General features: G+C 72.5%; 18 protein-coding genes. 8 read left to right on the top strand and 10 right to left on the bottom strand.

The genetic code is table 11. The features are described 5' to 3' along the window. Window positions 1-984 (bottom strand): maltotransferase domain-containing protein (locus ABZT17_RS42145; protein ID WP_356357475.1); only part of this gene is annotated, 984 nt, incomplete at its 3' end. A 106-nt stretch (window positions 985-1090) separates the two neighbouring features. Beyond that, window positions 1091-1339: a DUF5133 domain-containing protein gene (locus ABZT17_RS42140; protein ID WP_356357474.1), complete on the bottom strand. Its 249-nt coding sequence runs from the start codon at window positions 1337-1339 to the stop codon at window positions 1091-1093. 245 nt (window positions 1340-1584) lie between these two features. Here ABZT17_RS42140 and ABZT17_RS42135 point away from each other — a divergent pair, with 245 nt between their 5' ends. Beyond that, on the top strand, window positions 1585-2088 hold the full coding sequence (locus ABZT17_RS42135; RefSeq protein WP_356357473.1) for a pep a2: 504 nt from the start codon (window positions 1585-1587) through the stop codon (window positions 2086-2088). Beyond that, entirely contained in the window at window positions 2085-4223 is a 2139-nt protein-coding gene (gene glgX, locus ABZT17_RS42130; RefSeq protein WP_356357472.1) for a glycogen debranching protein GlgX, read from the top strand. The genes ABZT17_RS42135 and glgX overlap by 4 nt, the downstream gene beginning before the upstream one ends. A gap of 226 nt (window positions 4224-4449) precedes the next feature. Here the strand turns inward: glgX and ABZT17_RS42125 are convergent, their stop codons facing one another. Next, window positions 4450-5253 carry a VOC family protein gene (locus ABZT17_RS42125; protein WP_356357471.1) on the bottom strand — a complete coding sequence of 268 codons (804 nt, stop codon included), beginning with the start codon at window positions 5251-5253 and terminating at the stop codon, window positions 4450-4452. A 220-nt stretch (window positions 5254-5473) separates the two neighbouring features. Continuing rightward, entirely contained in the window at window positions 5474-6286 is an 813-nt protein-coding gene (locus ABZT17_RS42120; RefSeq protein ID WP_356357470.1) for a SigB/SigF/SigG family RNA polymerase sigma factor, read from the bottom strand. 255 nt (window positions 6287-6541) lie between these two features. Between ABZT17_RS42120 and ABZT17_RS42115 the strand changes: the two genes are divergently transcribed. The 4 genes from ABZT17_RS42115 to ABZT17_RS42100 all read left to right on the top strand — a co-directional run bounded on the left by ABZT17_RS42115 (window position 6542) and on the right by ABZT17_RS42100 (window position 9372). Next, complete coding sequence (locus ABZT17_RS42115; protein ID WP_356357469.1) at window positions 6542-6994, top strand: MarR family winged helix-turn-helix transcriptional regulator; 453 nt, start codon at window positions 6542-6544, stop codon at window positions 6992-6994. Continuing rightward, entirely contained in the window at window positions 6991-7842 is an 852-nt protein-coding gene (locus ABZT17_RS42110) for an ATP-binding cassette domain-containing protein (RefSeq protein ID WP_356357468.1), read from the top strand. Before ABZT17_RS42115 ends, ABZT17_RS42110 begins: the two co-directional genes overlap by 4 nt. After that, complete coding sequence (locus ABZT17_RS42105; RefSeq protein ID WP_356357467.1) at window positions 7802-8656, top strand: ABC transporter permease; 855 nt, start codon at window positions 7802-7804, stop codon at window positions 8654-8656. The genes ABZT17_RS42110 and ABZT17_RS42105 overlap by 41 nt, the downstream gene beginning before the upstream one ends. 194 nt (window positions 8657-8850) lie before the next feature. Beyond that, the gene (locus tag ABZT17_RS42100; protein ID WP_356357466.1) at window positions 8851-9372 is read left to right on the top strand and encodes a hypothetical protein; all 522 of its coding nucleotides are present in this window, start codon (window positions 8851-8853) and stop codon (window positions 9370-9372) included. Between the two features lie 27 nt (window positions 9373-9399). Here ABZT17_RS42100 and hemC read toward each other — a convergent pair whose 3' ends face one another. Further along, window positions 9400-10335 carry a hydroxymethylbilane synthase gene (gene hemC, locus ABZT17_RS42095; protein WP_356357465.1) on the bottom strand — a complete coding sequence of 312 codons (936 nt, stop codon included), beginning with the start codon at window positions 10333-10335 and terminating at the stop codon, window positions 9400-9402. Between the two features lie 76 nt (window positions 10336-10411). Further along, on the bottom strand, window positions 10412-11593 hold the full coding sequence (locus ABZT17_RS42090; protein ID WP_356357464.1) for an MFS transporter: 1182 nt from the start codon (window positions 11591-11593) through the stop codon (window positions 10412-10414). 116 nt (window positions 11594-11709) lie between these two features. On the opposite strand from ABZT17_RS42090, the gene ABZT17_RS42085 reads away from it, so the two are divergent. Beyond that, window positions 11710-12693, top strand: a complete 984-nt coding sequence (locus tag ABZT17_RS42085) for a DUF5937 family protein (protein WP_356357463.1) — start codon at window positions 11710-11712, stop codon at window positions 12691-12693. Here the strand turns inward: ABZT17_RS42085 and ABZT17_RS42080 are convergent. The 4 genes from ABZT17_RS42080 to ABZT17_RS42065 form a co-directional block, all read right to left on the bottom strand. Then, window positions 12690-13703 (bottom strand): questin oxidase family protein, encoded by a 1014-nt coding sequence (locus ABZT17_RS42080; protein WP_356357462.1) that lies wholly within the window; start codon window positions 13701-13703, stop codon window positions 12690-12692. The two genes, ABZT17_RS42085 and ABZT17_RS42080, sit on opposite strands and share 4 nt — an antisense overlap. A gap of 71 nt (window positions 13704-13774) precedes the next feature. After that, entirely contained in the window at window positions 13775-15331 is a 1557-nt protein-coding gene (locus ABZT17_RS42075; protein WP_356357461.1) for a glycosyl hydrolase family 65 protein, read from the bottom strand. Between the two features lie 155 nt (window positions 15332-15486). Continuing rightward, window positions 15487-16467 (bottom strand): non-homologous end-joining DNA ligase, encoded by a 981-nt coding sequence (gene ligD / locus ABZT17_RS42070; protein ID WP_356357460.1) that lies wholly within the window; start codon window positions 16465-16467, stop codon window positions 15487-15489. Between the two features lie 138 nt (window positions 16468-16605). Next, entirely contained in the window at window positions 16606-17355 is a 750-nt protein-coding gene (locus tag ABZT17_RS42065) for an SDR family oxidoreductase (RefSeq protein WP_356357459.1), read from the bottom strand. Between the two features lie 118 nt (window positions 17356-17473). On the opposite strand from ABZT17_RS42065, the gene ABZT17_RS42060 reads away from it, so the two are divergent. After that, entirely contained in the window at window positions 17474-18151 is a 678-nt protein-coding gene (locus ABZT17_RS42060; RefSeq protein ID WP_356357458.1) for a TetR/AcrR family transcriptional regulator, read from the top strand. Window positions 18152-18153 lie beyond the last annotated feature (2 nt).

The following is an 18153-nucleotide window of genomic DNA, read 5'->3' as shown; positions in this document are numbered from 1 at the left end:
GAACCACTCGGGGTGTTTGTGGACCCAGGGGTGGTCGGGGGAGCACTGCAGGGCGAAGTCGAGGGCGATCTCCAGGCCGTGGGTGCGGGCTTCCTGGACGAACCAGGCGAAGTCGTCGATGGTGCCGAGCTGGGGGTGGACGGTGTCGTGGCCGCCTTCGGGGGAGCCGATGGCCCAGGGCACGCCGACGTCGTCGGGGCCGGCGGAGAGGGTGTTGTTGGGGCCTTTGCGGTGGGTGGTGCCGATGGGGTGGATGGGGGGGAGGTAGACGACGTCGAAGCCCATGGCGGCGATCGCGGGCAGGCGGCGGGCGGCGGTGCGGAAGGTGCCGTGGGGCTGCTGGGGGGTGCCCTCGGAGCGGGGGAAGAACTCGTACCAGGCGCCGTAGAGGGCGCGCTCGCGCTCGACGAGCAGGGGCAGGGTCTCCGAGGCGGTGACGAACTCCCGCAGCGGATGCGCGGCCAGCACCGCGTCCACCTCCGGCGTCAACGCCGCCGCCAGCCGGGACGCCGCCGGCAGCGAGTCGTCGCGCAGTGCCTCCGCCGTCGCCAGCACCGCCGCGCGCCCCGGTCCCGCGGGCACCCCGGCGGCCACCCGCGCGAAGAGCTCGGCGCCCTCCTCCAGGACCAGGCCCACGTCGATACCGGCCGGGACCTTGATGCGGGCGTGGTGGCGCCAGGTCGACACCGGGTCACTCCAGGCCTCGACTCGGAAGGTCCAGCGGCCCTCGGAGGTGGGCGTGACCTCGGCGCCCCAGCGGTCGCTGCCGGGGGCCAGCTCACGCATCGGCGTCCACGGTCCGTGCGAGCCCTCCGGGTCCGTCAGGACCACATTGGCGGCCACCGCGTCATGGCCCTCACGGAAGACGGTCGCGGTGACCTCGAAGGTCTCTCCCGCGACCGCCTTCGCCGGACGCCTGCCGCACTCCACGACCGGGCGGACGTCACGTACCGGAATGCGCCCGATGACCGGGGTCGAACTCATGGGTCTCACCTCCGCCGTGCTGGAGACCGGGCCAGTCGCCCGATCGGGGGAACGAACCGCGACGGATGGGGATCGCTCCGCGCGGGGGACTGCCGACGCCGCCCTCTCAGACGGTCTCTGCCCGGGGCCGCTCGCTCTCGCCGAGATAGGCGACCAGGCTGCTGCGCAGATACCGCTCGGCGGCGTCCGCGGCCTCGCGGGCACAGCGTTTGCCCATCAGCACGCAGAGCGTGTAGCCCGAGTCCTCGAAGGTGGCCCGCACCGCGCGGTCGGCGGGCGAGGCGAGCATGACGCGCTCCCAGGCCCGGTACCGCCGCAGTTGCCGGGCCACTTCGGCTTTGGCCGGTAGCAGCATGACGCCGTTCACCTTCCGGGGAGGACACGCACGGGAGAGAGGTCTTCACCCATGGTGCACGTATGGCCACGGAACGTCTTGTTGGGTCTTCAACCACCTCGGGAGTGCGCTCGTGTTGCACGAATGGCGTAGTGCTCTCACGCTTGAGGTGACTCAGGAGCGATCAGTGCTCACGCTTCGCGTTCGGGGCCCGTCCCGCCGGGACGTGGAGAAGCGGGAGCTTCGCCGGTGAGGAGCCAACGAAGATGAAGACCGCAGTGCCCTGCTACTACCACCTCGACGTGGAAGTCAGCCCGGAGCGGGTCGGACAGGTCAGGCGCATCCTGGCCGCACACCTCAGGCTCTGGGACCTCGAGACACTGGTCGAACCGGTCTGCCGCGGCGCCGAACTGCTGCTGGCGGCCATCGACGAGCACGCGACGGACAAGAACACCTCGATCGAGCTGTGGTGGAACGGACAGCATCTGATCACCGCCATCGGGGAGAACGACTCCGAACTGCGCCCGGACCAGGATCTGCGCGCCTGTCTGCAGCGCATCGCCGCGATGAGCGACGGCTGGGGCTGCTGCGCCACCGACACCGGCAGCAAGGTCATCTGGTTCTCGCAGCGGGCCCGCGCCGGCGAGCGTGTGCCGCTGGTCCCGGTGGCGCCCGCGCCGAGCCTGCGCGCGGTGCGCCAGGTGCCCCGCGAGGTGCCGGCCGTGGCCCTCGCGAGCCCGTCCAGCGGTGTCCTGGAGGACGCCCGGTGACCGCGAAGCGCCGCCGCAAGGCAGGGGTGCCCGTGTGGAGCGGGCACCCCTACCCGCTGGGTGCCGCCTTCGACGGCGAGGGCACCAACTTCGCCCTCTTCAGCGAGGTCGCCGAACACGTCGACCTCGCCCTCGTCGAGGACGACGGCACCGAGCGCACCGTCCCGATGGCGGAGGTCGACGGCTTCGTCTGGCACTGCTACCTGCCGGGGACCGGCCCCGGGCAGCGTTACGGCTATCGGGTGCACGGCCCGTTCCACCCCGGGCTCGGCCACCGCTGCAATCCGCGCAAGCTGCTTCTCGACCCGTACGCCAAGGCCGTCGACGGCCAGGTCGACAACCACGCCTCCCTCTTCGAACGCGCCCCGCACGGCCCGTCCCGCTCCGACAGCGCGGGCCACACCATGCTCGGCGTGGTCACCGACCCGGCCTTCGACTGGGGCGACGACCGGCCGCCGCGTCGGCCGTACGCGGACACGGTCATCTACGAGGCCCACGTCCGCGGTCTGACCCGGACCCATCCCGACGTCCCCGCCGAACTCCGCGGCACCTACGCCGGACTCGCGCACCCCGCCGCCATCGGGCATCTGACCTCGCTGGGCGTGACCGCCGTCGAGCTGATGCCGGTGCACCAGTTCGTCCAGGACGGCGTTCTCCAGGACCGGGGCCTGTCCAACTACTGGGGCTACAACACGATCGGCTTCTTCGCCCCGCACAACGCCTACGCCGCCCACGGCACCCGCGGCCAGCAGGTCACCGAATTCAAGGCGATGGTGAAGGCGCTGCACGCGGCCGGCCTCGAAGTGATCCTCGACGTCGTCTACAACCACACCGCCGAGGGCAACGAGAAAGGCCCCACCCTCTCCTTCCGGGGCATCGACAACGCCTCGTACTACCGTCTGGTGGACGGCGACTGGGGGCACTACTACGACACCACCGGCACCGGCAACAGCCTGCTGATGCGCCACCCGTACGTCCTCCAGCTGATCATGGACTCGCTGCGGTACTGGGTGACCGAGATGCATGTCGACGGCTTCCGCTTCGACCTCGCGGCCACACTGGCCCGCCAGTTCCACGAGGTGGACCGGCTGTCGGCGTTCTTCGACCTCATCCAGCAGGACCCGGTGATCAGCCGCGTCAAGCTGATCGCCGAACCCTGGGACGTGGGGGAGGGCGGCTACCAGGTCGGCAACTTCCCGCCGCTGTGGTCGGAGTGGAACGGCAAGTACCGGGACGCCGTACGGGACTTCTGGCGCGCGGAGGAGCACACGCTCGGCGAGTTCGCCTCCCGGCTGACCGGCTCCTCGGACCTGTACCAGCACAGCAGGCGCCGGCCGCGTGCGAGCGTCAACTTCGTCACCGCGCACGACGGATTCACACTGCGTGACCTGGTGTCGTACAACGACAAGCACAACGAGGCCAACGGTGAGAACAACCAGGACGGCGAGAGTGTCAACCGGTCCTGGAACTGCGGCGCCGAGGGCGAGACGCGGCTGCCGGGCGTGCTGGAGCTGCGGGCCCGTCAGCAGCGCAACTTCCTTGCCACGCTGCTGCTTTCGCAGGGCATTCCGATGCTCAGCCACGGCGACGAACTCGGCCGCACCCAGGGCGGCAACAACAACGCCTACTGCCAGGACAGCGAAGTCTCCTGGATCGACTGGGAGCTGACCGACGAACAGCGCGCACTCGCCGACTTCACGCGGTACGTCATCGGGTTGCGCGCCGCCCATCCGGTGCTGCGCCGCCGCCGGTTCTTCCGCGGTGAGACCGCGACCCACGCCGGGCAGCCGCTGCCCGACCTGGTGTGGCTGGCACCGGACGCGCGGGAGATGACCGAGGAGGACTGGCATCGCGGCGACGCGCACTCCGTCGCCGTCTTCCTCAACGGCGACGCCATCGCCGAGCCCGACCGGTGCGGGCGCCCCGTCGTGGACGACTCCTTCCTGCTGCTGCTCAACAGCTACTGGGAGCCGATGGAGTTCCGGCTGCCCGACGTCGCCCACGGGGAGCGTTGGACGACCCTGATCGACACCGCCGAGCCGCAGGGGCCGCCGGACGAGACCGAGCACAAGGCGGGCACCCAGCTGACGGTGGAGGCGCGCAGTCTCGTCCTCCTCACCCGCCCCGCCCGCTGACCCGCTCCATCCGCCGACCGCCGCCCCGCGGACGGTGTCGCCCGTCGCGCGCGGGGGCATGCTGCGGGCGGCGCCGCGCACGACGAGGGGCCTCCTTTCACCGAGGCTCTTCGTCGGCCCCCTGCTGCTGTATCCCCTGGTCATGGGGTATGTGGTCGTTGTGGTCACCGCGCTGCCGACCACCCATACCGACGGCGGTCTGAGCGACTCCCCCTCGCCCGGCCGTTCAGCGCTCCCGGCGCGAGGTCACCGTGAACTGGGCGCCGTCGGTGTCGCGCAGCACGGCCTCCTCGCTGCCCTTCGACAGGACGCTGCCGCCGTGCCGTTCCGCGGCCCGCACACAGGCCGTCACGTCCTCGACCGCGAAGTGGATCTGCCAGTGGGGGCGGATGGTGGGGTCCGGGGCCGCGCCGAGCGCGCCCGACTCGATACGCGCCACGATGTCGCCGTCGCTGCGCAGCACCACCTCGCCGCCCTCGTAGCGGACCTCGCAGCAGCCGGAGCGCTCGCTCGCCCAGTCCAGGACCTCGCCGTAGAAGATGGCGGCGTCGAAGGCGTCGCGGGTGTGCAGCCTGATGAAGGTCGGCGATGCGGCGCGCCACTTCTCCCAGTCGGAGAAGAGCTCGCCCTCCCAGACACCGAAGGTCGCCCCGTCGCGGTCGGCGAGCAGTGCCGCGCGCCCGGGCGGGAAGGAGATCGGTCCGACCGCCGTCGTACCCCCGCGCTCCTGGGCGCGGGCCGCGGCCTCGTCGGCGCTGGGGACCGCGAAGTACGGCGTCCAGGTCACCGCCATCTGCCACATGGAGGCCACCGCGGCGATCCACGCCACGGGCGTGTCGTCGACCATGGCCATCCGGAAGCGGTCACCGAGCTTGGCGGGCCGCAGCCGCCAGCCGAGGACGGCGCGGTAGAACTCCTCGGCGACATCGAGGTCGCGGCTGGTCAGGCTCACCCAGCAGGGCGCACCGAACACGGAGTGCGAGGAGACGACCTCGGCCGTGCCGTTGGGGCGTGTCGTGTCGTGGTTCATGGCAGTCGCGTCCTGGTCTCGTCGCCCGGCAGCCACCGGTCTGTCACCAGTGTCCAACCGGAACCGCCCCGTGCGCCTGCCGAGTACCCCGGGGTCGGCTCCGAAACGGGCGCGGGCCCGGCGCGGCCGGGCCGGGTTTCACCCGAACGGGGGCGGGCCGCAGCGGCCGGAGTTCCCCCGGACCGGCCCCCCCGGACCCGGTTCGCGCGCCGTCCTGTCCTCAGGACACCAGCGGCTTGCGGCCCGCCTCGGCGAGCAGTTCCTCGCGCAGCCGGGCGAAGCAGGCGCTGAGCAGGCGGGAGACGTGCATCTGCGAGATGCCGAGCTGCTCGGCGATGCGGCTCTGTGTCATGCCGCCGAAGAACCGCAGATAGAGGATGGTGCGCTCACGCTCGGGCAGCGCCTGGAGGCAGGGGACGGCCGCCACCCGGTCCACCACGACGTCGTACGCCGGATCGGGACCGCCGATGGCGTCCGCCAGGGCGTAGCCGTCGGTGCCGGGCATCTCGGCGTCGAGAGACAGCGCGGAGAAGCACTCCAGGGCCTCCATGCCGGTGCGCACCTCGTCCGGGCTCATCCGGGCGTACCGGGCGATCTCGGCGATGGTCGGCGGCCGGCCGGGGATGGTCTGGGAGAGTTCCTTCGACGCCTGCCGGACCCGGTTGCGCAGGTCCTGGACCCGGCGCGGAACGTGCAGGGTCCACATGTGGTCGCGGAAGTGCCGCTTGATCTCGCCGGTGACGGTCGGCACCGCGTACGCCTCGAAGGCGTGGCCGCGGGCCGGGTCGTAGTGGTCGACGGCCTTGACCAGGCCGAGGGCCGCGACCTGGTAGAGGTCCTCCAGGTCCTCGCCGCGCCCCTTGAAGCGGACGGCTATCCGCTCGGCCATGGGCAGCCAGTCCCGGACCAGTTCGTCCCGGAGCGCCTTGCGCTCGGGGCTGTCGGGAAGCCGTGCGAGCCGTTCGAAGGCGTCGGCTGTGTCGGGGGCGTCGTCGTGCGGGTGGGGCTTCCTCGTACCGGTGGTGACGCGCATCGCGCGCACCTCCTCAGACGGTGCTGGGTGGACAGACACCGCGGAAGGCACGTGCGGACCGGCGAAGGCATCCGGGGCCCGGTCGGCTCCCGCGGACGTGCCTCCTGTCCGAAGCACTTAATGCAGATGCCCGTAGCCGAAGCATCCAAACAAAAGGTGCAAAACGACTGGGAGCGTGTGCTCCCTCGGTGACGCCCTGTCGTGCTTGACCGTTCCTTGGGTTAATTACCTCTGCTACAGAGGTAATCTCCGAATGTGGCGACGGAGACCTTCCCGGACGAGTTCATGGACGCGCTGATCGGAGTCCAGCGGCTCCTCAGGCGCCGGCTGCGCAGGCAGATCGACCCGCAACTGCGCGGCGGAGAGGTCGAGTTGCTGCGCCTGGTGGTGCTGCGGCCCGGCATCGGCATCTCGGACGCCGCCAAGGAGCTGCACCTGGCGGGAAATTCGGTGTCGACCCTGGTCAACCAGCTGTCCCGGCAGGGCTATCTGGTCCGCGAGACGAACCCCGCCGACCGCCGCGCCGCCCGGCTGATGCCGACCGCCGCGGCCGGGGCGAGGCTCGCCGAGTGGCGCAAGCGGCGCGGTGAACTCGTACGGCAGGGGCTCGCCGGACTCGGCTCCGCGGACCGCGCCGCGCTCGAGGCGGCCGTCCCGGCCCTGCTGAAGCTCGCAGACAACCTGCACGAGGAGGCAGAGGACTCATGACGAACGACCGGGACAAGCCGGACCCCGCACCGGCCGACGCGGTCGCCTGCACCGGACTCGCCTACACCTTCGGCGAGACCAGGGCGGTCGACGGACTCGATCTGTCCGTGGGGGAGGGCGAGGTCTTCGGGCTGCTCGGCCCCAACGGCGCCGGCAAGACCACCGCGATCCGCTGCATCACCACCCTGCTGCCGGTCCCCGCGGGCATGGTGCGCGTCTTCGGCCACGACACCGCCGGGGACCGGATGGCCGTGCGCCGCCTGCTCGGCTACGTCCCGCAGCAGCTCTCCGCCGACGCCGGGCTCACCGGGCGCGAGAACGTCGCCCTGTTCGCCCGGGTCTTCGACGTCCCCCGCCGTGAACGCGGCGAACGCGTCGGCCAGGCCCTCGCCGCCGTGGACCTCACCGACGCGGCCGACCGGCTGGCCGGCACCTACTCCGGCGGCATGGTCCGCCGGCTCGAACTCGCCCAGGCCCTGGTCAGCGCGCCGCGCCTGCTGATCCTCGACGAGCCGACCATCGGCCTCGACCCGATCGCCCGCACCGGCGTGTGGGAGCACATCAACGCCGTACGGGACGCCACCGGCATGACCGTGCTGGTCACCACCCACTACATGGACGAGGCCGACCAGTACTGCGACCGGGTCGGCCTGATGCACCGCGGCCGGATCCGCGCTCTCGGCACCCCGGCCGAGCTGCGCCGGGGCCTGGCCGAACGCCGGGGCACCGACACCCTGCCCACCCTGGAGGACGTCTTCCGCGAGGTCGCCGGCAGCGGTCTCGACGACAAGTCAGGAGATTTCCGCGATGTCCGAAGCACCCGCCGCACCGCCCACCGTGTCGGCTGACCGCGCCGACGGCATCGCCCTGCTCCTCAGGCCTCCCCGGCCCCGCGCGGGCTGGCGCCTGCTGCCCGCCCGGGTGGGGGCGATGTGCGCCGTCGAACTGCAGAAACTGCGCCATGACCGCACCGAGCTCTACACCCGTGCGGTCCAGCCGGCCCTGTGGCTGCTGATCTTCGGCCAGACCTTCACCCGCATCAGGGCGATCCCCACCGGCGGCATCCCCTACGTCGACTACCTCGCCCCCGGAATCATCGCCCAGTCCGCGATGTTCATCGCCATCTTCTACGGCATCCAGATCATCTGGGAGCGTGACGCGGGCATCCTCAACAAGCTGCTGGTGACCCCCACTCCGCGCTCGGCGCTGATCACCGGCAAGGCCTTCGCGGCCGGGGTGAAGTCGCTGATCCAGGCCGTCGTCGTCATCGTCATCGCCGCACTGCTGGGTGTGGCGCTGACCTGGAACCCGCTCAAGCTGCTCGGCGTCGCGGCGATCGTGGTCCTCGCCTCCGCCTTCTTCTCCTGCCTGTCGATGACGATCGCCGGAGTGGTGCTCAGCCGCGACCGCCTCATGGGCATCGGACAGGCCATCACCATGCCGCTGTTCTTCGGCTCCAACGCCCTGTACCCGGTGTCGATCATGCCGGGCTGGCTCCAGGCGATCAGCAGGTTCAACCCGCTGAGCTATCAGGTGGACGCCCTGCGCGGACTCCTCCTCGGCACGCATGCGCACGTCGCCCTCGACCTCGCCGTGCTGTTCGTGGCCGCCGCTCTCGGCATCGCCGCCGCCTCCTCACTCCTCGGCCGGCTCGCCCGCTGACCGCGCCGCCCGGAACGTGATGTGCGGCACGCACCCTCACCCGCATGCGTGGCACATTTCGCCGATTGTTCCTGCGCACGGCTTGATCAGTGATCAAAGGGGGTGAATTCCCTGGCCACAGCGCATTCTGCTCATTTGACAGTGCACTGAGCACACAGATAGGAAGCAGCTCTCTGAGGTCGAAGAGGTGGATTGTGTACGAGCCGAACGTGGTCGGGGACTGGCAGGAGTACGACGAGCATGCCGGCCTGCGTGTCCGCGTCCACCGTCTGGAAGCCACCGAGCCGCCGCGCGGCCGGGACGACGCCGCCGCCGGCCTCACCTACTTCAGCGTCCGTGTGACCGTCGAGAACCGCGGCAGCGGCCATTCCACCATCCATCTCGAGGACGGCCAGATCGACGTGCGGATCGGCCCCGACGGCGAGGCCGCGTTCATCGACTGGCGCAACTCACAGTTCATCGAGGGCTTCGACGTCTACCCGCTGCGCCGCGCCACCGCCGTACTGTTCGCGGCCGGCCCGGAGGCGGCCCTCAGCCAGGTCGACATCCAGATCCAGCTGCGGGTCGACGACGACTGGGCCGACCGCCGGCTGTGGGCGGGCGGCATCGGGCTGCACGAGGAGCCCGTCGGTACCCATCCGCCCTCGACCCGGGACGTCCTGGCCCACCAGGTGAGCAATTTCCTGCGCGACCAGGCGGAGGAGGGCACGGCCTGAGCCGTGCGGCCGGTCCGCGGGTCGGCCTCAGTGCGGGATGCCGTCGATGATCTCGCGGGCGCCCTGACGCAGCAGTGCCACCGCGACCGATGTGCCCAGGGTGGCCGGATCGAGGCGGCCCGCCCACTCGTGGGCGTTCAGCCGGGTCTTCCCGTCCGGCGTGAACACACAGGCCCGCAGCGACAGTTCGCCGCCGTTGTTCGCACGCGCGTACCCCGCGATCGGGCTGTTGCAGTGCCCCTGGAGGACGTGCAGGAACATCCGCTCCGCGGTGGCCTCCCGGTGGGTGTCCGGATCGCCCAGCCCGCTGACCGCGTCGATCAGGTCGGTGTCGCCCTCCCGGCACTGCAGGGCCAGGATGCCCGCGCCGATCGACGGCATCATCGTCTCCGGTGACAGCACCTCACTGATCACGTCCTCGCGTCCGATGCGCTCCAGGCCCGCCGCCGCGAGCAGCAGCGCGTCGGCCTCGCCGGCCGCCAGCTTCGCCAGCCGCCGGTTGGCGTTGCCGCGGAACGGCACGCACTCGAGGTGCGGGTGGGTGACGGCGAGCTGGGCCACCCGGCGCACCGCGGAGGTGCCGACCCGGGTCCCCTCCGGAAGCTCGTCCAGGGTGAGACCGTCCGGATGCACCAGGGCGTCACGGATGTCGTCCCGCTTCAGGAACGCGGCGAACGTGGTGCCCGCCGGCAGCGGCCGGTCGGCCGGCACGTCCTTGAGGCAGTGCACCGCCAGATCGGCCTCGTCGGCCAGCAGCGCGGCGTCCACCTCCTTGGTGAACGCCCCCTTGCCCTCCACCTGGGACAGCACGCCCATCCACTTGTCACCGGTCGTCTTCACCGGCACGACCTCGGTGCGCACACCGGGATGCAGGACGGCCAACTCGGCGCGGACGCGCTCCACTTGGGCGAGCGCCATGGGCGAGTCGCGGGAGACGATACGGATCAGTTCGGGGACGGACATGCGGACACGATAGACCCCTCGGAGGGTGACTCGTGCCGTACCGCCCCATTCGGGAGGTGAATCACGCCGCGGTCGGCTACGGGTGTCCCGGCAGCGGGACAAGCCGTCGCGCGGGCCACGCCGGCCCCGCCAGTGCCCCCACCGTGAGAAGCCCGCCGACCAGGAACAGCCCGCGCACCCCGACGCCAGGCAGCAGAACACCGCCCAGAAGCGCGCCGAAGGCCACCCCCACGTTGAACGCCACCGAGTTCGCCGCGAGGGCCGTCTCGGTGCGGCCCGGCGCCACCCGGAGCACCTGGCTCTGCGTGGCCATGAACACGGGCGCGACCGAGGCGCCCAGCAGCATGAGCAGGGCGACCGACGCGACCCGGCTGCCCGCGCCCGCGTACAGGCCGAGCAGGGCCGTCGCCTGCGTGGCCAGCGGCACGGAGAGCGTGGCACGGGGGAAGCGGTCGAGCAGCGGGCCGGTGACCGCGACCCCGGCGAGCGCCGCCGCCCCGAACGCGAACAGCACACCGCTCACCGCGCCCGCGCCGAACCCGCCGACGTCCTGGAGCAGGACGGCGACATACGTGAACGCCGTGAACACCCCGGTCACCGACAGGGCGGTGGCGGAGACGACGACGAGGAACCGCCGCCGGTCCGGAGCGGCGCCGTACGCCGCGTGGCTCTCCTGGGGGCGCGAGGTCGGCAGCAGGGCGGCGACGACGACCAGCGACACCAGCGCGAGTGCGCCGAGCACCCCGAACGGGGCACGCCAGCCGCTGTGGCCGCCCAGCCAGGTCCCGCCCGGCACGCCGAGCACCGTGGCCAGCGAACCGCCCACCGACAGCAGCCCCATGACCCGGCCGCGCCGCTCCGGCGGGAACAGGCCGACCGCGACCGGCCCCATCAGCACCCAGAACGCCGCCTGCGCGACCGCGGTGACCACCCGCGCCCCCATCAGCAGCCCGTACGAGACGTCGTGCAGCGCGGAAGCCCAACTGGCCAGCGCCAGCAGCCCGAGGAGCCCCGTGAGCAGATGGCGGCGCGGCACGGACCGGGTGACCCGGGCGAACGGCAGCGACACCACGGCCACCGCCAGGCCGTACCCGGTGACCAGCGCGCCCACGGCCCCCGGTGACACCCCCAGGTCGGCCGCCATCGCCGACAGCAGGCCCACCGGCAGGTTCTCGGTGGTGTTGAAGGTGAACGCCGCCAGCATCAGCGCCGCGACGACGGCGGCCCTGCGCCACCCGGCCGGACGTACGCCATCCATCTTCCCGCTGCCCTCCGGGGTCGGTGACCGAGGGCAGCCAGGGTGCTCGGCCGGCCCGGCGGGCCTCTACTGTTTCGATCCAGACCGAATCGGTCCCCCCGCCCACGGAGGCCGCCTTGCCGCTCACCCTGCATCTGGGCGCCGACGACCTGACCCGCTGCCGGTTCGCCATCTCGCCCCTGTGCCAGACCCACGAGGCCCTGCGGATGCTGCGCCGGCCGGCCCGGCACGGCTACCACCGCGCCTGGTTGCGCCGCCTCGGCCGCACCCTGGACGGAATCGACCTCTCGCTCCTGTGGCTGTTCGTCCCGCGCCCCGGCGGCTACACCCCGGACTTCCTGGGCGCGCCGCCCGACGAGCCCCACCCCTCCCTCGACGACGAACTGGCCCGGATGCGGGCCACCGACCCGGCGCTGGCCCGCGCCGAGATGGCCCGCTCGCTCGCCTGCACCCCGGGCCTCGCCGAGTCACCGCAGGGCCGCGCCGCCCTGGACGACCCCGCCGGGACCGTCCGCCGTCTCGCCGACCTCACCGAACTGGCCTGGCACGCCCTGCTCGCCCGGGACTGGCCGCGCCACCGGGCCGTGCTGGAGGCCGACATCGCGCACCGCTCACGCCAGGCGGCCGACGGCGGCCTGGACGCGCTGCTCGGCGCCCTGCATCCGGGCATCGACTGGAGCGGCCACACCCTCACCCTGCGGATGTACGGCGACCTCGCGGACGCCCAACGGGCCGACGGACGCGGTGTGCTGCTGATGCCGAGCGTCTTCGTGTGGCCGGACGTGGTCAGCGGCTTCGCCCGCCCCTGGCAGCCCACCGTCATCTACCCCGCCCTCGGCATGGGCCGCCTCCACACCGCCCCGCGCCCCTCCGAGACCCTCGCCCGACTGCTCGGTCACCAGCGCGCCGCCGTCCTCGTCGGTCTCGACACCCCTGCCTCCACCACGGAGTTGGCCCACCGGCAGGGCCTTGCCCCGTCGACGGTGTCGGCCCACCTCGCCGCCCTGCGCGAGGCGGGCCTGCTCGCCTCCCGACGTCAGGGCCACTACGTGCTGTACGCGCGCACAGCCCTGGGAGACGCGCTGGTCGCCGCCAACTAGACCAGTGGCACGCTGATCTCGATCGCCCGCTGGGCCGCGGCCAGGGCCCGCTCGTCGCCGACGTCCAGAGCCGTGTCGGCGAACTTGACGACATGCTCGTCACCGTGGGCGAGCGCCGCCGCCATGACCTCCTGCGCCGTGAGACGGGCGGGCGGTGTGTAGTCGACCGCTTCGGCCGGGTACATCGCGGTGACCGCCGCGGTGGCCGACCAGGCCGCGCGCAGGCTCGGCACCCACAGCTCGCGCGGCAGCGAATCCAGCGTGCGCAGCACGGCGTTGGGGGCCGTCGACGCGTGCACCAGCATCGTCTCCTCGCCGTGCCCGTGGGTGGCGTACCGGTGCACGGCCGCCGCGACCAGCTCGGTGAGCCGTGCGCGAGCCGTGTCCGGATCGGTCACGTCCGGTGCCCACAGCGGCAGTCGGCGCACGGCCGCCAGCCGGGCGGGAAAGCCGGCCACGCCCCCGGCGATCGGCTCGACGGCGTCCAGGGAAGCCGCCGCCGTCACAGCGCCCGGCAGTTCGGTGAGGCCGGTGACGGACTGGTGCGCGGCTCCCCAGTAGCCCAGGGCGTGGGCGAGTTCGGTGAGCCGCGGCGCGTTCTCACCGGCCCGCAGGGCGCGCACGGCATGGCCGACCCTGATCACCGTGTGCGTGGCGCCGCCGTACAGCCCCGGCAGCAGGCGCGGCCACCATGTGGCGAGGACGCTCCGCCACGGCTGTTCGGCGAGCGCGCGGGAGAAATGGTCGATCCAGTCGGCCACCCGGCGCCGATCGCCCAGCGCCGAGGGCCAGTTGTCGTCGGTGACGGGTGCCACCCGGTCCGGGAAGTCCTCCAGGTGGTCCCGGTACAGGTCCAGCCAGTGGTGCACGGAGCCCGCCTGCCCGCGTGCGGCGAGCGCCTCGACGACCATGGGGGCGTGGTTGGAGAGCCGTCCGAGGCGCTCCGGTCCGGTTGCGTGGACGCGTTCCAGGGCTTCTTCGAGCCGTCCGCTCGTATCGATCGTGTCCATGGGTACGACGCTATTCAGTGGGCCGGGGCGTGGGATCGGGCGCGGGAACGAGGGCCGGCACACCTCGGGGCCTAGACCTCCAGGACGAGGTCCACGGTGTGATGTCCCGTCCCGTCGGCCCGAATCACCGGTTCGGCGGGACGCCCGTCGACCGTGCACGCCCGCACCCGGCCGCCGCCTCCCGTCAGGGCGATGTCGAGCGTCATGCGCCTCCAGCGCAGCCCGCGCAGACTCACCGGCCCCCACCGCGGCGGCAGACACGGCCGCAGCCGCAGCGCGTCCTCGGCGAAGTCCAGGCCGAACAGACCGTCGTGCATCAGCCGCAGATACGCTGTCGCCGACCAGGTCTGGTCCGGCTGCGAGACGAAGTGCTCCATCCGCTCGCCGCCGCCCTCCTGCCAGCCGCCGTCGACGGCACCGGTCAGGGAGTCGTAGAGCTCGTGGAAGTCGCCGCCGCTGCCGGTGACGAGCGCGGCGAGGAGTTCGACGCAACGCCCGAACAGGTCGGTGCGGCCCGCGCTCGCGGCGGCGTTGCCGTAGAGGCCGTGGACCATCGGCCACACCATGACGTTGTGCCGCCCCGGACGCTCGTCGTCGAACCGCGGGAAGTGCGGCCATACATTGACGATCCCGTACGGCTGCCAGTGCGCGCCGTCCAGGATCCGGCGCGCCCGCCCCCGGTCCGCCACCCCGCACAGCACGGCGAGGGCCAGGCCCGCGCCCTCCTGGGAGGCGTCGACCGTCCCGTCACCGTGCAGGAGGTACGCGTAGGTCCCGGCCTCCTCGCGCCAGAGATGCCGGTCGATCGCCTCCCGCAGTTCCTCCGCCTCCGCCCGCAGGGTCTTCGCCCGCTCCGGCTCCCCGAGGCGGTCGGCCATGTCCGCCAGCGCCGAGTGGGCGGCGTGGTGGAGGCAGTTGGTCGACAGGCACATCAGACTCTCCGCGCCGGGATGGTCCAGGACGAAGGACGAGCGCACGAGCGGTGAGGCGGGCGGGCTCGGGTAGCCGGAGATGCCGTCGTTCATGAAACCCGGGCCGCGGAACAGCCCGTACACAGGGTCGAAGTCGCGGGCCCGGCGCGCGGCGAGCGTGTTGAGCGCGGTCCGGTGGGCCCGGGCCAGGAAGGCGCGGTCGCCCGTGACCCGGTAGTGGTGCCAGGCGGCCGGGATCCACACCACCTGGTCCCACCACTGGTCGTCCTGCTGCACCACCGGCCCCCGCGGACCGCGCTCGACCACCGACCACAGGGTGTTGCGGCCGACCGCCGGCGCCAGCAGGCTCACCCCGCCCCATGCGTTGACGGCGGCGTCCCGTGTCCACCGCTGCGGAGCGGGATACCCGCCACCGGCCCGTACGACGGTGCCCGGCGGGTACGAGAGCAGGCCGGCCCTGTCGTACACCGCCGGGTCGGCGGGGACGGTGTGGCGGTCGGCCAGGGCCCTGAGCGCGGTGGCGTACAGGGTGCCGAGGTCGCGCTGGACGGCGGGATCGGCGAAGGCGAGCGTGGGCATGGCGTACCCGCTTCCTCGGGCCGTCGCCCGTGCACTCGCGGTGGCGACGGCCGCCACGGCGGCCAGAAAGCTCCGCCGCGCCAGCCGCCCGCGCCGGGTCCGTCTCTCGACCTGCATGCTCCGCCCTTCCTGAATCCCGGAGCCAGGATGACCCCGGGAGCTGTGGAAGCGGTGCGTGTGGATGCCGTCTTTGTGACAGACGGTTCCCTGTTCCTGGTCACATGTGTACCGGTGCTGGGGGCGCGGCTTGGGCGCTCGGCCGGGACGGAGGGTCAGCTCAGGTCGTCCGGCAGGTCGGCCGCCGCGTCCTCCGGTGCCAGGTCCGGCCGCAGGCGCAGCCAGGAGGGCTGGCGGAGCAGGCCGGCCCGGGTGCGGGTGCTGTAGCGGACCTCGCCGACCAGCCGGGGCACCACCCAGTGCGCCCCGGGTACCGCGGGCACCGGGTCGAAGGGGCACTCGGCCGTCTCGGCCGCCCGCAGCAGCCCGGCCAGCTCGGTCCGCTCGGCCTCGCTCCAGCCGGTGCCCACCCCGCCGACGTACCGCAACCGCCCCGCCGCCCGCTGTCCCACCAGAACGGCGCCGGGCAGACCCGACAGCCGTCCCTTCCCCGGCAGCCAGCCGCCCACGACCACGTCCTCGCTGCGCATGTTGCGGATCTTGATCCAGGCCCGGGAACGCACCCCCGGTTCGTACACCGAGTCCAGCCGCTTGCAGACCAGGCCCTCCAGACCGTGCTCCCGGGTGGCCCGCAGCGCCTGCTCGCCGTGTCCGACCAGGGCCGCGGGCGTCGACCAGTACGCCCCCTCCAGCCCCAGCTCCTCCAGCAGCCCGCGCCGGCGGACGTACGGGAGCGGGGTGAGGTCCTCGCCCGCCAGGTGCATCACGTCGAACAGCACCAGGTGGACGGGCACCTGAGCCGCCTGCCGCGCGGCCCGGTCCGGCGCGTGCGCCAGCCCCATCCGGGACTGCAGCAACTGGAAGTTCGCGCGGCCCTGTTCGTCGAGCGCCAGCACCTCCCCGTCCAGCACCGCGGGCGTCGACCCCAGCGCCGTGGCGAGCGGCCGCAGCTCGGGGTACGCGGGCGTGATCTCCTCCCCGGAACGGGCCCGCAACCGGATGCCGCCGTCCCCTTCGAGGTAGGCGACCACCCGCTGGCCGTCCTGCTTGGTCTCGTAGGCCCAACGGGCGTCCTGCCGCGCGGACGGCAGAGTGCCGGGCGTGGCGAGCATGGGCGGGATGAGGGGGAGCGTCACAGGGTGAGATGTCGACGCCGCCACTCCTCGCCACGCGCTCCACCCACCGGTTTCCCCTGAACGGCGCCTGATTCCCGTGCGGCTTCGCCGGGTGGTCCGGCCATGCACGCCGGGGCCTCGGGCAGGTCCGTCGGGCTGTCAGACTATGCCGCCGTTGGCCCGTACGATCTGGCCGTTGATCCAGCGGCCCTCGGGGCCGACCAGGAAGGACACGACGGCCGCGATGTCCTGCGGGGTTCCGAGCCGCTCCAGCGGCGGCTGCGCGGCCAGCCGGGCCACCGTCTCCTCGTCCTTGCCGTCGAGGAAGAGGTCCGTCGCGGTGGGGCCGGGCGCGACGGCGTTGACGGTCACCTCACGGCCGCGCATCTCCCGCGCGAGGATCAGCGTCAGCGCCTCGACCGCCCCCTTGCTCGCGGCGTAGGCACCGTAGCCGGGGAAGGCGAGGCCCACCACCGAGCTGGAGAAGTTGACCAGGGCGCCGCCCTGCCGCAGCCGGCGCGCGGCCTGCTGGTCCACCACGAACGTGCCGCGGATGTTGGTGCGGTACAGGCCGTCCAGCGCGCCGAGGTCGAGGTCGGCGACGGGGGAGAGGGCCATCCGCCCGGCGGCGTGCACCACCGCGTCGACACCGCCGTACGTGGTCTCCGCGAGGTCGAACAGGGCGGCGACCTCGTGTTCGTCGCCGACGTCCGCACGGGCGGCGTACGCCGTGCCGCCGGCCGCCTCGATGGTGCGGACGACGTCGTGTGCCGCGTCCTTGTCGCCCGCGTATCCGACGACGACCGCGAATCCGTCGGCGGCGAGGCGCTGGGCGACCTGCCGCCCGATGCCGCGCGATCCACCGGTCACGATCGCCACGCGCTGGTCCGTCCGGGGCTGAGTGCTCATGGCTGCTTCCCTGCCTTGTTATCGACGCTACGACTTTCTCGTATCGACGATAACACGGATTCGTAGCGGTGGTACCTGGAAATTCGTATCGACGCTACGGATGGCGTACGGTGGCCCCATGGATGCGCGGGAAAAGATCCTGGAAGCGGCCACGGAACTGCTGGCCCGGTCGTCGGCCGCCGATGTCTCCACGCGGGCGGTGTGCGAGGCGGCGGGCGTGGGCGCGCCCATGCTCTACCGGCTGTTCGGGGACAAGGCGGGTCTGCTCGCCGCCGTGGTCGACCGGGGATTCGAGACCTACCTTGCCTCCAAGAGGGCGGCCCGGCCCAGTGGCGACCCCGTCGCCGACCTGGTGACCGGATGGGACAACCACCTGCGGTTCGCGCGGGAGCACCCCAACCACTACCGCCTGATGTACTCACCGGAGCTGACGGTCCCGCCCGCCGCCGCCCGGGAGGCGCACGCGCTCCTGCACGAGGTCCTGGAGCGTTGCGCGGCCGCCGGCCGGCTCACCGTTCCGCCCGCCCTGGCCACCCAGATCGTCATGTCCGCCAATGTCGGGGCGGCCCTGTCGATGCTGACCAGACCGGAGCAGTACCCGGACCCGCGGTTCGCCGAGCGGCTGCGCGACGCCGTCCTCGGCTCGGTCACCCGGCCCGCCGCCGAGGAACCGGACGACCGGGACAGCCGTAGCGGCCGAGACCCGCCACGGGCACCTCTCCCCACGGACGCCGCGTCCACGTCGTCCACAACTGGGGCTGGGATCCCGTACATGTCACCGCCCCGGACGCGCTGACC

Origin of the sequence: Streptomyces sp. NPDC005648 (genome assembly GCF_040605395.1) — a bacterium.
Lineage (GTDB): Bacteria > Actinomycetota > Actinomycetes > Streptomycetales > Streptomycetaceae > Streptomyces.
Note: the sequence above shows the minus strand (reverse complement) of the source record. Positions and strands in the feature narration are given on the sequence as shown.